Source organism: Nocardiopsis kunsanensis DSM 44524 (assembly GCF_000340965.1).
In the GTDB taxonomy this organism is placed as follows: domain Bacteria; phylum Actinomycetota; class Actinomycetes; order Streptosporangiales; family Streptosporangiaceae; genus Nocardiopsis; species Nocardiopsis kunsanensis.
This window is the reverse complement of the sequence record NZ_ANAY01000001.1, coordinates 142,019-155,746: the sequence shown is the minus strand read 5'-3', so window position 1 is coordinate 155,746 and position 13,728 is coordinate 142,019. Positions and strand designations below refer to the sequence as shown.

The following is a 13,728-nucleotide window of genomic DNA, read 5'->3' as shown; positions in this document are numbered from 1 at the left end:
GAGCAGCGCGGCGGCCAAGCACATGAACCGAACGGGTCGGTACGCGGTGGACAGGGCGGAGCAGACGCAAGTGGCGGACTCGGGCACGCCGGACGACGACGTCCCCCAGGACAACACCCCCGGTGACGGTGGAAGCCGCGCCGAGGACCCCCAGGGGGAAGAGGAACACCTCCCCGAGCAGGCGCAGGAGGACGGTGCGGAGGAGGCGCAGGGGGCGGGAGCCGACGATCCCCCACAGCCCTCCAGGTTTCCCCCGTGGCTCGTCCAGATGCCGTACGCGCTGGTGCTGTCCGGCCTGGCAGCGGGTATCGCCGTGGTGGGGTTCGCCTACTTCAAGCGCGGCCCGGCTATCATCGCCGGGACACTCGTACTCGCGGCCGTGTTCCGTCTGGTGCTTCCCAAGGACTGGATCGGGATGCTCGCGGTACGGCGCAGATGGGTCGACCTGACCGTGTTGGTCGGGCTCGCCTGCCTGCTCATCGTGTTCGCGTGGGTGGCGCCGCAACTGTCCACCTAGGCGTCGAATAAGCTTGATGTCGAGATACCGCGACCGCCTCTCCGGTGTACACGGACACCGGAGGGATCGCCGTGCGCGGAGCCGGCCACGCCCCGGTCACGAGCCGGTGCGTGTCCTCCGCCGTACGAGGCGGTTGCCGAGATTGAAGGGACAGCCACACAGCCATGGCCAAGATCAAGGTCGAGAACCCCGTAGTCGAGCTCGACGGTGACGAGATGACCCGGATCATCTGGTCTTTCATCAAGGACCGACTGATCCTTCCCTACCTCGACATCGACCTGAAGTACTACGACCTCGGCATCGAGGAGCGCGACCGCACCGACGACCAGGTCACCGTCGACGCGGCCCACGCCATCAAGGAGCACGGGGTCGGTGTCAAGTGCGCCACCATCACCCCGGACGAGGCCCGGGTCGAGGAGTTTGGCCTGAAGAAGATGTGGCGGTCGCCCAACGGCACCATCCGCAACATCCTCGGCGGCGTCGTCTTCCGTGAGCCCATCATCTGTGAGAACGTTCCGCGCCTGGTCCCGGGCTGGACCCAGCCGATCATCATCGGCCGCCACGCCCACGCCGACCAGTACAAGGCCACGGACTTCAAGGTCCCCGGCGCCGGCACGGTCACCATGACCTACACCCCGGAGGACGGCAGCGAGCCCATCGAGTTCGACGTCGCCGAGTTCGGCGAGGCCGGCGGTGTGGCCATGGGCATGTACAACTTCCGCAAGTCCATCGAGGACTTCGCGCGTGCCAGCCTCAACTACGGCCTGGACCGCAACTACCCGGTCTACATGTCCACCAAGAACACGATCCTCAAGTCCTACGACGGCATGTTCAAGGACGTGTTCCAGGAGATCTACGACAACGAGTTCAAGGAGCGGTTCGAGGCCGCGGGCCTGACCTACGAGCACCGCCTCATCGACGACATGGTCGCCGCGGCGCTCAAGTGGGAGGGCGGCTACGTCTGGGCCTGCAAGAACTACGACGGTGACGTGCAGTCCGACACGGTCGCCCAGGGCTTCGGTTCGCTGGGCCTGATGACCTCGGTCCTGCGCACCGCTGACGGCCGCACCGTCGAGGCCGAGGCCGCGCACGGCACGGTCACCCGCCACTACCGCCAGCACCAGGAGGGCAAGCCCACCTCGACCAACCCGATCGCGTCCATCTTCGCCTGGACCCGCGGTCTGGAGCACCGCGGCAAGCTCGACAACACCCCGAAGGTGGTCGAGTTCGCCCAGCAGCTCGAGGACGTCGTCGTCAAGACCGTCGAGGGCGGCCAGATGACCAAGGACCTCGCCCTGCTCGTCGGCAGTGAGCAGGAGTGGCTCACCACGCAGGAGTTCCTCGCGGCCCTGGACGAGAACCTGAGCAAGCGCCTCGCCTGAGACACGCACCACCGGGGGAGCGGGCCCCGAGCCGGGCCCGGCCCCCTCCGGCAGGGGCGGTGACCCCTTTGCCCGGGAACGACGCGCCCGGCCGACCCCGAAACGGGTCCCGGCCGGGCGCGTTCGTGTGCGCAGGGGCGTGCGGGAGAACTTCCGGAGCACGTTTGCCGTGTTCGGCGGGTGCGTGGAGCGGTTCGGTGACAGGATGAGGGGTGCGTCGTCCGTGCCTCGACGATGCGACCTATAACACGTGCGTACGATTCGCGTCTTTGGCGAACCTTGACTTATTGTAGAAACCAGTCGGTGAGAACCGGCAGGCCAGAGCGGGTTTCGTCCCGCGAGGCCACAGACCGACGTGCCGGCAGTGCGCCCGCTGGGGGGTAGGCGCGCACAGCTCGGAACGTCACAGAAGGGCCCGTCACTCCGGTGGCGGGCCCTTCGCTCTGCTCCAGGAGGCACGTAGCCCGGGAGCCCCTGCTCCCGGGAGCGCTCACGCGCCGCCCTCCCCCGCCTGCGGGCACGGGGGAGAGCACAGGACCGGGGGTCAGTCCTCCATGGCCTCCTCGGGGATGGGCTCGCCCTCCCGCATCGCCTCGAACATCATCTCCGAACGGCTCTCGTCCCACACCACGACCGAACCCACGTTCGGCAGGGTCGGTGTCTCGGCCACGGGGATCGACGTCGTCCCGATACCGCCGCGCATGTCCAGCAGCATGCCGGCCAGGTGCCGGAGCTTGTCGCCCTCGTCGACGGTGAACGTGTCGGTCCCGGCGATCACGAGCGGGCCCGCACGGAACGGGTTGAACATCGTGGAGGGGGCAGTGGCCTCCTGGATCAGCGCGGAGAAGAACTCCCGCTGGCGCTGGATGCGGTCGAGGTCGGCGCGGGGGCTGTCCCGGGTGCGCACGTACCCGAGCGCGGTACCGCCGTCCATCTCCTGGCACCCGGCCTCGACGTCGAGGCCGGCCTTGGGGTCGGACATGGGTGACTCGGGGCACAGTTCCACCCCGCCGACGGCGTCGACGAGGTTCACGAACCCGCCCATGCCGATCTCGACGTAGTGGTCGACCTGTACACCGGAGGCACGTTCGAAGGTCTCCACCAGGGGTGCCGGCCCGCCGCAGATCTCCTCGCCCTCCTCGTCCGTGCCGCACGTGGAGTCCGCATAGGCGGTGTTGATCTTGTTGTCGGCGTAGCCGGGAACGGCCATGGGCACGTACGAGTCGCGGGGGACGCTGACGATGGTGGAGTCGCCGTCGCGCGGGGTGTACAGCAGCATGATCGTGTCGGTGCGCTGTCCCTGGGCATCGCCGGTCGCCAATTCCTGCATCCGGTCGTCGTCCATGCCGTCGCGGCTGTCGGAGCCCACGACCATGTGTACGGTGCCGCGGCCGTCGTCGGGGCGGCCTTCGTAGTCCTGGAGGGCCTCGACCCTTTCCAGACGCGAGTCCGCCCACAGGTAGAACCCCAGGGGCACGATCAGGAGCACCACCGCGGCCGTGATCAGGACCGTCCGGAACCTGCGCTTGCGCTTCTCCCGGGCTCGGCGCTTGATGCCGCGGCCGTCGTACTCCCGGGGATCGGAGTGGGTGCGGCGACGCTTCTTCTCCCTGCGGAGCGGAGGGACCTCGTCGGCCGGGGGCATGCGCCGGGTCTCACCCACCACACGCTGCTCGGACTCACGCGGGCGGTAGAGCTTCTCGAACTCGTCGGGGGATCCGGGGTCGCCGCCGCGGCGGAACACCCCTCCCCGGTCGTGTTCCCCGGTCGAGCCGTGCCCGCCCGGACCTCGTCGATCAGCCATGGATCCGCTGTCCCCGTTCCGCGTGATGGTTGTGCCGTCACCCCTGTGGGATCGCAGACAGCGTAGCCGGGTTCGCAGAAAGACCGGTCCGCTTCGTCCGTTCGGTGAAACCCTTCTCCCGGATCAGCGCAGACGGTGTGCCCCGGCGGCCGGAAGAGCGGTCCGCAGGCGGGGAGCGCGTGGCCCGCGGCCGGAGAAGGCCCGTTCCACGTTCGCGCGGACCCTGTCCGACCGGCCGTCGCCGACCAGGGCGAACGCGGCGCCCCGCCAGCCGGTCATCCGGGCACCGCGTGCACCGGCACGGGAGGCGGCCTCTGCGACCAGGTCCACGTCCGGTGTGGGCAGTTCGAAGCGGCGCAACGACAGGTGGGAGGCGGACAGGACCGGACCGAGCTCACCGAACCGTTCGGCGCGCAGCAGCCCCACGGCCGCGTTGAGGCGGTGCACCTCGGTGACGGCGTACTCCACCCGGCGTGCCAGGGCCGCTTCCGGGAGGCGGTTCAGCGCCTCGGGCAGGTCCTGGACGGCGCGCAGGGGCCCCAGGGCCAGTGCGGCCCGGCGGAGCTCCTCCTCACGTACCCGGCGCAGGTCACGGCGGGGCAAGGCGCCGGTGTCGGCCACGAGCAGGTGCAGTTCCTCCGCGGCCAGGTCGAAGGGGAAGACGGTCGTGCGCAGGCTCTTGTGGTTGACCCGCACGGCACAGCCGGGGCGGGCGACCAGCGCGACCCGCTCGTCTGCGTCGGCCCCCTCGGGGGGCGGGGCCCCGCTCAGGTCGGACAGGGCCAGTGAGGTGGCGGCCCGGAGCGCGGCCGTGCGGCCCAGGGAGGCGTGCGCGGGCAGGTCGGTGTCGACGACGGCACACACCCCGGTCCCGGGGGGTGCCGTCCCCTCGCGGCGGGCACGCTCGACGGTGCGGGCCACCACAGTGGCCGTCGTGGACCGGACACGCACGGGGCCCCCGGGCCGGCAGACGTGCACTCCACCGTCCTCGGACGGCCCGAGAGCCACCGTCACGCCCCACGGCAGTGCGGTGTACAGGCCCACGCCCTCGCTCGCGACCGTGTGTTCGCCCATGAGCGCCAGACGGCCCGGGGCGTGCCAGACGCCCGCCGGTGGTGCCGCGAAGCGCTCGTGGAAGACCTGGGCCAGTGTGTCCGGGTTCGGCGGGGTCTCCGGCCAGGGCCCCCGTGGCCCGGCCGCTCCCGCACCCAGCATCGCGCGCAACCGTGCTCCCGCGCCCCCCACCGCACGTCTCCTTCCTCTGCCCGGCCGCCGTTCACACTCCAGGATGCACCGCCCCCGGCGCGGGTCGTGCGTGGGCGTGGTCACTTCGACGGCGTGCGCCCCACGCCTAGGCTGTGGCCCCGGACCCGGCTCGGGCGGTCCTTCCGCAGGTGAGTACGGTGCTCTGAGGCCGGCCCCCGGGTGTGGCTCCGGAGAACGACGAGGGTCGCCGGGCAGGGAAGGGGACAGATGACGTCGGTGGCCGAGCGGGCCCGCGGTGCCGCACAGCGTGCACAGAACAAGGCGATGGACACCTTCTGGGACCTGCGCCGGCGCAGGCCCGCCGTGGACCATCTGGTGCGTGCGGCCGAGCGGTACTCCGACCAGAAGGGCAGCCAGCTCGCGGGTGCGGTGACCTACTTCGCGTTCCTGTCCTTCTTCCCGCTGCTCGCGCTGGCCTTCGCGGTCGTCGGCCACTTGACTGCGGTCGACGTCGAGCTCCGGCAGTACCTGGAACAGGTCCTGGAGGACGTGCTGCCGGGGTTGTCGCAGCGGTTGCCGGTGGACCAGATCGCGCAAGCACGCCTGGGCGCGAGCCTGATCGGTGCGCTGGGTCTGCTCTACGCGGGGCTGAACTCGGTGGCCTCACTGCGCGAGGCCCTGCACGCTGTTTGGCTGCGCAGTCTGCGACAGGGCCCCAACTACGTCGTGCGCAAGGCCTCCGACCTGCTCGTCATGCTGGGTCTGGGCACGGCGCTGCTGCTCACGGTCGCCTTCACGAGCGTGGCCCAGACCGCGACACAGTGGGTGCTGTCACTGATCTCCCTGGACGGTTCGGTGGTGGCGGGGCTGACGTTGCGCCTGTTGGCCGTGGCCATCGCTGTCGGCATGAACATGCTGATCTTCGTGCTGGTCTTCTCGCTGTTGTCGGGGGAGGGGCGTCTCACACGTCCGATGTGGCGGGGCGCGCTCATCGGTGCGGTCGGGTTCGAGATCATCAAGTCGGCCGCTGCGATGCTGCTGGCCGGGACCCTCAGCAACCCGGTCTACGCCTCTTTCGCCGTGCTGGTGGGGTTGCTGGTGTGGATCAACCTGGTCATGCGACTGGTCATGTTCAGTGCGGCTTGGACGGCCACGTGGCTCTCGTCCCCGCCGCCCTACACCGGGACGCTGCCGTTGCCCGAGGCCAGCGGTATGGACTGGACCCGCAGGGTGGAGGTGCTACGGCTCCCGCCGCGGGAGCTGGCCGAGCGGCGTCTGGCGCAGCGGATCCTCGCGGCGCTCGTGGCGACCGCGGCGGCGTCGGTCACGGCCGGTGCCGCGGCGGTGCTCACGCGTTCGGAGGAGGAACGCCGCGGGTGAGCACTGCCCGTTCCACCCAGGATGAAGACCGTTCGTCCCCTGCGGGGGTTTCGCTCCGTATACGGCGGGCTCCGGCGGGGTAGTCCTTATCTGTCCCGGTTCACCGGGGCAGGTCGGCTGGAAAAGGCCGCAAAATCCCCCCTGGAGGACGAAAGATGGCTATTTCGTTCACGTCATCCGAACGCCCGACGATCGGAGTGGAATGGGAGCTCCAGCTCGTCGATCGCGAAACCCGACATTTGCGCCAAGAGGCACATAAACTACTTGCCGCTCTCCCGGACCTCAGTTCCGGAAGTGCGCATCCCCCGTTGCGCCACGAACTCATGCAGTCCCAGGTCGAGGTCGTCACCGGCATCTGCGAGACCGTCGAGGAGGCCAAGGGCGACCTCGCCCGCAACATCGACCGCATGCGGGAGGTCCTCCACCCCTGGGGCACCACCCTCACCTGCTCCGGCACCCACCCCCTCGACGACTGGCGGGACCAGGAGTTCAGCCCCGGCGAACGCTACGGCGAGCTCCTGGACCAGATGCAGTGGCTGGTCAGGCGCATCCTCACGTGCGGTGTCCACGTCCACGTGGGGGTCCGTGACCGGGAGAAGGCCGTGCCCATCGTCAACGCCCTCTGCCACTACCTGCCGCACTTCCTGGCCCTCAGCGGCTCCAGCCCCTACTGGGGCGGCAGTGACACGGGACTCGCCTCCGCACGGTCGATCATCTTCGGGGCGCTGCCCACCTCCGGGCCGCCACCGAACCTTCCCCACTGGCGAGCTTTCGAAGAATACCTCGAAACACTACTCAGGGCAGGTACCATCGCCTCCATCAAGGAAGTGTGGTGGGACATCCGTCCGCACCCTGATTTCGGCACGATCGAGATCCGGATGTTCGACGGAATTCCCACACTGCGCGAGGTGGGAATGGCCGCCGCGCTCTCCCAGAGCCTGGTGGAACTGTTCGATCACCAGCTCGACCGCGGGTACGGGCTGCCCAGTCCGCCCCCCTGGGTCGTGAAGGACAACAAGTGGCGAGCCACCCGCTACGGGCTCGACGCCCGGGTCATCACGGACGCCCGCGGAACCACCGTTCCGCTCCGTGACGACCTCTACGAGCTCGTTCGAGAACTGGGGCCGACCGCGGCCCGCTTGGGCTGCGCCGAGGACCTGGACCTGGTGTCCGAGGTCATGGACAAAGGGGCCTCGTACGAGCGCCAGCGCGCGGTCGTCGCGGACGGCGGATCGATCTCCGACGTCGTGGACCTGCTCGCTGCCGAACTCCGTAGCGGTGATCCCACTCGCGCTGTGTCCGTGCCGGTGACCTGACCGGCTGCGCGGTAAGACGTGAACGAAGAGGGGACCCTCGCATGCAGGGACATGACCTGCCGGAACAGTTGACGGCCTTCCTGGCCCGCAACGAGCGAGAGCTCATCGGCTTTCGTCGGGACCTGCACATGCACCCCGAACTCGCCTTCGCCGAACACCGCACCACGGGCCGCATCGCCGAACGCTTGCGGGCGGCCGGGCTGCAGCCCGAGATCCTTCCGGTGGGCACGGGGCTGGTCTGTGACATCGGTTCCGGCCCCGGTCCCGTCGTGGCCCTGCGCGCCGACATCGACGCGCTGCCCCTGACCGACGAGAAGGAGGCGACGCCCTACCGCTCCACCGTGCCGGGGGTCGCGCACGCGTGCGGACACGACGTGCACACCACGGTGCTGCTCGCGACCGGCCTGTTCCTGGCCCAGCGGGACCGGGCCGGCGCCCTGCCCGGTCGGGTCCGGCTGTTCTTCCAACCCGCCGAGGAGCTGCCCGGTGGCGCAGTGGAGGTCGTCGAGGCCGGCGCCATGAAGGACGTGGAGCGGGTCTTCGCCCTGCACTGCGATCCCCGCCTCCCGGTCGGTGAGGTGGGTCTGCGCAGTGGCGGCATCACCGCCGCCTGCGACCAGCTCCTGGTGCGTCTGTCCGGTCCCGGCGGCCACACCGCGCGCCCGCACCTGACCGCCGACCTCGTCTACGCGCTGGGCAAGATCGTCACCGAACTGCCCGCTGCGCTCTCCCGCCTGGTCGACCCCCGTGCCGGGTTCAGCCTCGTGTGGGGGCGCGTCAGCGCCGGATCGGCACCCAACGTCGTCCCCGACGACGCCGTTGCGGAGGGGACCGTGCGCTGCCTGGACGACGAGGCCTGGCACGAGGCCCCCGACATCCTCAAGGGCCTGGTCGAATCGGTGGCCTCCGTCTACGGGGCCAGCCCCGAGGTGACCTACCGGCGCGGGGTCCCGCCCACCATCAACGAGGCGACCAGCATCGAGCTCATGCGCGAGGCCACCGCTCTCGCACTGGGGCCGGAAGCGGTCACCTCCACCCCGCAGAGCCTGGGCGGGGAGGACTTCGCCTGGTACCTGGAGCACGCTCCCGGCGCCCTGGCCCGGTTGGGAACCCACTCGCCGGACCGGGACGGGCCGATGCTGGACCTGCACCGGGGCACCTTCGACGTGGACGAACGCGCCATCGGGGTGGGCACCCGGTTCGCTGCCGCCACCGCGTTCACCGCACTGTGGGAGGCGGCCCGGTCCGGGGGACGGCTCGGCAGCGAGGCCATGGCCTGAGTCGCCGACGCCGTGTGCAGGGCGATCCCCGCGCCGTGTTCCGTACGGAGCGGGGGAGGGGCCCCGCCCGTCCGCCGAACCCCCGGTATTTTCCCCCGCGGTGGCGGAGGGGACCCCGGCGGGTGGCATGCTGTGGAACATGAACCAGCCACTCACTGTTGAGCAGATCCGGCAGGCGCCGAAGGTACTCCTGCACGACCACCTCGACGGCGGGCTGCGCCCGGAGACCGTCGTCGAGCTGGCCCAGGCCTCCGGATACACCGGTCTGCCCACCTATGATCCCGTGGAACTGGGCAACTGGTTCCGCGAGGCCTCCGACTCGGGCTCCCTGGAGCGGTACCTGGAGACCTTCGCCCACACCACCGCGGTCATGCAGACCCGCGAGGCGTTGGTCCGAGTCGCCGCCGAGTGCGCCGAGGACCTGGCCGCGGACGGTGTCGTCTACGTGGAGTCGCGCTACGCCCCCGAGCAGCACCTGGAGGGCGGACTCTCCCTGGAGGAGGTCGTCGAGGCCGTCCAGGAAGGGCTCGAACTGGGCGAGAAGCGCGCCGCCGAGCAGGGCAACCCCATCCGTACCGGGCAGCTCGTGACGGCGATGCGCCACGCCGCGCGTTCCTCGGAGATCGCCGAACTCGCCGTGCGTTACCGCGACGCCGGGGTCTCTGGCTTCGACATCGCCGGTGCCGAGGCCGGGAACCCGCCCACGCGCCACCTGGACGCCTTCGAGTATCTGCGCCGGGAGAACTTCCACTTCACGATCCACGCGGGCGAGGCCTTCGGGCTGCCCTCCATCTGGGAGGCCCTGCAGTGGTGCGGCTGCGACCGGCTCGGCCACGGCGTGCGTATCGTCGACGACATCGACCATGACGGGAACGGCGCACAGGTGCTGGGCCGTCTCGCGCAGTACGTGCGCGACAAGCGGGTGCCGCTGGAGATGTGCCCCAGCTCCAACGTGCAGACCGGTGCTGCCCCCTCCATCGCGGAGCACCCCATCGGGATGCTGCGCGACCTGCGTTTCCGGGTCACCGTCAACACCGACAACCGGTTGCAGAGCGGCACCAGCCTGTCCGGTGAGTTCGCCAAGCTCAGCGAGGCCTTCGGTTACGGCTGGGACGACCTGCAGTGGTTCACGGTCAACGCGATGAAGTCGGCGTTCCTGTCCTTCGACGAACGGCTCGCCCTCATCAACGGCACCATCAAGCCCGGGTACGCGCGGCTGAAGTGGGCGACCGAACGGTGACCGCCGCGGAGAGCACGACGCACTACGCCACCTCCACACGGGTGATGGGCGTGGTGTGGACCGTCATCGCCCTGCTGCTCCTGCTCGACGTGCTGTTGCGCGGGGAGGGGCGCACGGCCTGGATCGCAGCTGCGCTCCTGGCCGCAAGCGTCGCCGGCGTGTACATCGTGTGGTTGCGGCCCCGTGTGGTCTCCACCGGGCGCGGTCTGCGCGTGATCAACCCGGTGCGCGAGGTGTTCGTGCCCTGGAGCGCGGTGGAGTGGATCGACGTCCTCGACGTGCTGCGTGTGCACACCTCTTCCGGGGTGGTGCGTTCCTGGCCGCTGCGTGAGTCCAAGCGTTCCAAGGTGCGGGAGAACATGCGCCGGGACGCGGGCCACATCGACACCGATGTCGACGACGACCCCGGGAGCGCACGGCCGGTCGACCTCATGGCGCGGGACCTGCGCCGGGACGCCGAACGGTACCGGGCCCGGCCCCTGGGTGGCCCGATCGAGGACGTCGACGAGGCCGGCCCTGCCGCGATCGGTGCCGAGGACCGCCCGCAGACGATGGTGCCGGTCGAGGTGATCGTCGTGCTGAGCCTGACCGCAGCGATGCTGGTGGCGGTGTTCCTCCTGGCCTGAAGCGCCTTCCGGCGGACATGCCCTCGGACCCGGTCCCCGCACCCGCGGGGCCGGGTCCGACCTGTGTGTCCGGGGTTGACGCGGCACTGCCGACTCTGGTTAGGTAAGGCATGCCTAAGGGAGATGTTCCGGGTGGGCTTCGCGCGGATGGCCCGGTTCGGAGCAACCCCCTCAGGTACGTGCGGTTCGTCCGCCCAACGGGAAGAGAAGGTGACGTACGCCGCGAGTCCAACGGGGTCTGCGGGGACCCTGCGCGGCGGCCGCCACCGGGGTGCGAGTCCCCGACCCGCCCTGGCAGTGCCCGGTGCTGTCCACCCCATGGCCTCGGGGTGCACGCTCGCCACGCCGGCTCCGGCGCCGCCGGGGCGGGAACTCTTCCCGGGCGCGAACGTGTACGGCTCCTCGAACAGATCGACGGCCCCGCCGAAGGGTTCGCCCTCGGCGGGGCCGTGGCTGCGCGGGACGCCCGGGTCAGACGCGGGAGAGTACGCGGTTGAGGAACTCCCCGAGCCGTTGGGCCCGCTGGGTGACGACCTCGAGGGCGTGTTCGGCCTCGAAGGGTTCGAAAACCGCGCTCATGGCGTCGTTGCTGACCATGGCCAACGCCAGCACGTCGGCCCCTGCCCCCACGGCTGCGATGGCCTCCAACGCGATCGACCGCCCGACGACGTCCGCACCGGACTGGCGCAGCACGTTCAGTTCCGCCGGGGTCTGGAACTGCGGCCCGACCGTGGACACGTACACCCCTTCGGCCAGGGACGGGTCCACCTCGCGGGCCACTTCCCGCAACCGTTCGGAATAGGCACGGGACAGATCCACGAAGGTGGCGCCCACCAGCGGAGAGCGGCCGGTCAGGTTGATGTGGTCGCGCACGACCACGGGTTGGCCCGGGGCGATGTCGGCACGCAGCGAACCGGCCGACCCGGTCAGGACCACGGTCCTGGCCCCCGCTGCGATGCCGGTGCGCACCGCGTGGGCCACATCCAGGGCGTCATGGCCCTCGTAGAGATGGATGCGGCCCATGAAGACCGCGACCCGTTTCTCACCCACCCACATGCTGCGCACAACGGAGGTGTGGCCCTCGGCCGTGGGCGCGTGGAACCCGGGAAGGCCCGTCACGTCCAGTTCGATGTCGGGCGTGCCCAGCGTGTCCACCGCGCCGGCCCAGCCCGAGCCGAGCACCACCATGGCGTCGAAGGAATCGGCTCCGGCAAGGGACAGCAACTCGTGTGCGGCCGAGCCCGCCAGTTCCTCCGCCTGCTCGGTCGTACGGGGCGGCTGCTCTGTATCGCTCACGGGACGGATGCTATCGCTGTGTGACGAGGCTGTTCCGGTACGCAACGCTGGGTGTCATGCGGACGGAACGACGGTTCACATGGCCGACAATGGGAGGAAGCGATAAAACCAGGTGGAGCCCGTCCATGCCCGAACATCGTCCCCGACCGGGAACGGGTGTGCGGGCCGCCCGCAGAGGGAGTGAAGCAGCGTGACGAAGGTCGTGATCATCGGAGGAGGTCCCGGGGGCTACGAGGCGGCACTGGTCGCAGCACAGCTCGGCGCGGACGTGACGGTGGTGGAACGCGACGGAATCGGCGGCGCCTGCGTCCTCACCGACTGCGTTCCTTCCAAGAGCCTCATCGCCACCTCCACGCGTACCACCTACGTACGCGAGTCCGAGCACCTCGGCATCCACCTCTCCAGCGTGCACGGGCACGCATCGGGTGTCGAAGCACACGTGGACGAGGTCAACCCCAGGATCAAACGCCTGGCCGAGGCGCAGTCCGAGGACACGCACGCCCGGCTCGTCAAGGAGGGCGTCAAGGTCGTCAGCGGCGAGGCCCGGTTGGTCGACCCGCACATCGTCGCCGTGGACGACCAGCGGATGCGCGCCGACGTCGTCCTCCTGGCCACCGGAGCCCACCCCCGTGAACTGCCCACCGCGCGCCCCGACGGGGAGCGCATTCTCACCTGGCGCCATCTCTACGACCTCGAGGAGCTGCCCGAGCGCCTCGTCGTCGTCGGCTCCGGTGTGACCGGTGCCGAGTTCGCCAGTGCCTATCAGTCGCTCGGGTCCGACGTCACCCTCGTCTCCTCCCGTGAACTGGTCATGCCCACTCAGGACGCGGACGCCGCCGAGGTCCTGGAGGAGGTCTTCATGCGGCGCGGCATGACCGTGCTCAGCCGCACCCGCGCCGAGTCGGTCGTCAACACCGGCGAAGGGGTGGAGGTGACCCTCTCCGACGGCCGTGTCGTCGAGGGCAGCCACTGCCTCATGACGGTCGGCATGATCCCCAACACCGACGATCTGGGCCTGGAGGGGGCCGGGGTCCGCCTGGCCGACAACGGGTTCATCGACGTCGACCGTGTTTCCCGCACCTCGGTCCCGGGTGTCTACGCGGCCGGCGACTGCACCGGGGTGAACATGCTCGCCTCGGTGGCGGCGATGCAGGGCCGGATCGCCATGTGGCACGCCCTGGGTGAGGCCGTGGCACCGCTGAAGCTGTCCACGGTCGCCTCCACCGTCTTCACCCACCCGGAACTGGCCGCCGTGGGCGCGAGCGAGAACGACGTGCGCAGCGGCCGGATCGACGGGCGTTCGGTCACCCTGCCCCTCAACACCAACCCCCGGGCGAAGATGAACGACGTCGAGGACGGCTTCGTCAAGCTCATCTGCCGACAGCACACCGGGATCGTCCTCGGCGGTGTCATCGTCGGGCCCCGGGCCAGCGAGCTCATCCTGGCGGTGTCTGTGGCCGTGCAGCAGCGGCTGACCGTGGACGACCTCGCCCACACCTTCTCGGTGTATCCGTCGCTGTCCGGCAGTGTCACCGAAGCGGCCCGCTCCCTGATGTTGGCCTCCCCGGAGTAGGTCCGACCCCTCCCCGGCAGTACTCACAACGGCTCCCGCGCCTGCTGCGGAGGGAAGGGGGCCTCCCGTGTGCCCCGGGCCTGGAGCGCACACGGGAACGGGCGCGCC

Annotated in this window: 11 protein-coding genes; 8 read left to right on the top strand and 3 right to left on the bottom strand. The window is 70.1% G+C overall.

Annotated elements, in window-relative coordinates:
- The first annotated feature begins 70 nt into the window (after nt 1–70).
- Entirely contained in the window at nt 71–517 is a 447-nt protein-coding gene (locus D456_RS27325) for a DUF3017 domain-containing protein (protein ID WP_017574231.1), read from the top strand.
- Between the two features lie 164 nt (nt 518–681).
- A complete protein-coding gene (locus tag D456_RS0100730) occupies nt 682–1,899 on the top strand; it encodes an NADP-dependent isocitrate dehydrogenase (protein ID WP_017574230.1) in 1,218 nt (405 codons plus the stop codon).
- A 544-nt stretch (nt 1,900–2,443) separates the two neighbouring features.
- On the opposite strand, the gene D456_RS0100725 is transcribed toward D456_RS0100730, so the two are convergent.
- Complete coding sequence (locus tag D456_RS0100725; RefSeq protein WP_040698409.1) at nt 2,444–3,703, bottom strand: LCP family protein; 1,260 nt, start codon at nt 3,701–3,703, stop codon at nt 2,444–2,446.
- 123 nt (nt 3,704–3,826) lie between these two features.
- On the bottom strand, nt 3,827–4,948 hold the full coding sequence (locus D456_RS0100720) for a galactokinase family protein (RefSeq protein WP_026115451.1): 1,122 nt from the start codon (nt 4,946–4,948) through the stop codon (nt 3,827–3,829).
- Nucleotides 4,949–5,176: 228 nt separating this feature from the next.
- On the opposite strand from D456_RS0100720, the gene D456_RS0100715 reads away from it, so the two are divergent.
- The 5 genes from D456_RS0100715 (at nt 5,177) to D456_RS0100695 (ending at nt 10,751) form a co-directional block, all read left to right on the top strand.
- On the top strand, nt 5,177–6,289 hold the full coding sequence (locus tag D456_RS0100715) for a YihY/virulence factor BrkB family protein (protein WP_026115450.1): 1,113 nt from the start codon (nt 5,177–5,179) through the stop codon (nt 6,287–6,289).
- A gap of 155 nt (nt 6,290–6,444) precedes the next feature.
- On the top strand, nt 6,445–7,605 hold the full coding sequence (locus D456_RS0100710; RefSeq protein WP_026115449.1) for a glutamate--cysteine ligase: 1,161 nt from the start codon (nt 6,445–6,447) through the stop codon (nt 7,603–7,605).
- Between the two features lie 41 nt (nt 7,606–7,646).
- Complete coding sequence (locus tag D456_RS0100705) at nt 7,647–8,885, top strand: amidohydrolase (protein WP_017574226.1); 1,239 nt, start codon at nt 7,647–7,649, stop codon at nt 8,883–8,885.
- Nucleotides 8,886–9,024: 139 nt separating this feature from the next.
- The gene (locus D456_RS0100700) at nt 9,025–10,125 is read left to right on the top strand and encodes an adenosine deaminase (protein ID WP_026115448.1); all 1,101 of its coding nucleotides are present in this window, start codon (nt 9,025–9,027) and stop codon (nt 10,123–10,125) included.
- Nucleotides 10,122–10,751 (top strand): hypothetical protein, encoded by a 630-nt coding sequence (locus tag D456_RS0100695; RefSeq protein ID WP_017574224.1) that lies wholly within the window; start codon nt 10,122–10,124, stop codon nt 10,749–10,751. The genes D456_RS0100700 and D456_RS0100695 overlap by 4 nt, the downstream gene beginning before the upstream one ends.
- A 471-nt stretch (nt 10,752–11,222) precedes the next feature.
- Here the strand turns inward: D456_RS0100695 and D456_RS0100690 are convergent, their stop codons facing one another.
- Complete coding sequence (locus D456_RS0100690) at nt 11,223–12,047, bottom strand: purine-nucleoside phosphorylase (RefSeq protein WP_017574223.1); 825 nt, start codon at nt 12,045–12,047, stop codon at nt 11,223–11,225.
- A gap of 190 nt (nt 12,048–12,237) precedes the next feature.
- Here D456_RS0100690 and D456_RS0100685 point away from each other — a divergent pair, with 190 nt between their 5' ends.
- Entirely contained in the window at nt 12,238–13,620 is a 1,383-nt protein-coding gene (locus D456_RS0100685) for an NAD(P)H-quinone dehydrogenase (RefSeq protein WP_017574222.1), read from the top strand.
- Nucleotides 13,621–13,728: the final 108 nt, after the last annotated feature.